Genomic DNA, 974 nt, shown 5'->3' with positions numbered 1-974 from the left:
TGCGCCTGGAAGTCCGAAAGCGGGCTTGTTTCAGAGCGCGGGACGCGCTTGCGGAGCGCTTGAGCAGCGAGAAATCCGCGCTGCCGACCGAGTCGGGGGCTTCGCCGGGTCGAATTTCAACAGGCTGCTAGGCCAGGCCGGCACCCGCGGGGCCGGCGGCCGAAACGAAAAGCCCCGCACGCGGCGGGGCCTTTCGCTCTGCGTTGGCCGGCAGGGTTCAGTTCGCCGGGACCACGCTCACGGTGCGGCGCTTCTCGGCGCCCTTGACCGAGAACTCGACCACGCCGTCGACCAGCGCGAACAGGGTGTGGTCGCGGCCCAGGCCGACGCCGGCGCCCGGATGGAACTTGGTGCCGCGCTGGCGGACGATGATGTTGCCGGCCTCGACAGTCTGGCCGCCGAACACCTTCACGCCCAGGTACTTCGGGTTGGAGTCGCGGCCGTTGCGCGAGGAACCTACGCCCTTTTTATGTGCCATGACTGCTTCTCCTCAACCCTTGATGCCGGTGATTTCGATTTCGGTGTAGTGCTGGCGGTGGCCCTGCCGCTTCATGTGGTGCTTGCGGCGGCGGAACTTGATGATCTTGACCTTGTCCGCGCGGCCGTGGCCCAGCACCTTGGCGGTCACGCTGGCGCCCTTGAGGGCGTCGCCGACCTTGATGCCGTCGCCATCGCCCAGCATCAGGACGGTGTCGAAGGTGATCTCGCTGCCCGCCTCGGCATCGAGCTTCTCGACGCGGAGCCGTTCGCCCTGCGCCACGCGGTACTGCTTACCGCCGGTTACCAGAACTGCGTACATGACCAGGCATTCCTCTGTAGTTATTGCTGTCTCTATACACATCTGAAAAAAAAAAATAAATGTAATCAAAAAATATAAAAGGTATATTAACAACATTATATATAGAAGATATGAAAACTTATAGATGTGTACAATATGATTAATACGAGTATCGCAATAGAACGGACACATATTA

Annotated in this window: 2 protein-coding genes; both read right to left on the bottom strand. The window is 59.9% G+C overall.

Features of this window, described 5'->3' with window-relative positions; translation table 11 throughout:
• Positions 1-217: 217 nt before the first annotated feature.
• Positions 218-478 carry a 50S ribosomal protein L27 gene (rpmA, locus tag CR938_RS14295; RefSeq protein WP_162125621.1) on the bottom strand — a complete coding sequence of 87 codons (261 nt, stop codon included), beginning with the start codon at positions 476-478 and terminating at the stop codon, positions 218-220.
• Positions 479-490: 12 nt separating this feature from the next.
• Positions 491-799 (bottom strand): 50S ribosomal protein L21, encoded by a 309-nt coding sequence (gene rplU / locus CR938_RS14290; RefSeq protein ID WP_162125620.1) that lies wholly within the window; start codon positions 797-799, stop codon positions 491-493.
• Positions 800-974: the final 175 nt, after the last annotated feature.

Origin of the sequence: Pseudoxanthomonas taiwanensis, assembly GCF_010093135.1 — a bacterium.
In the GTDB taxonomy this organism is placed as follows: Bacteria; Pseudomonadota; Gammaproteobacteria; order Xanthomonadales; family Xanthomonadaceae; genus Pseudoxanthomonas; species Pseudoxanthomonas taiwanensis.
This window is presented reverse-complemented; position numbering and strand designations above follow the sequence as displayed.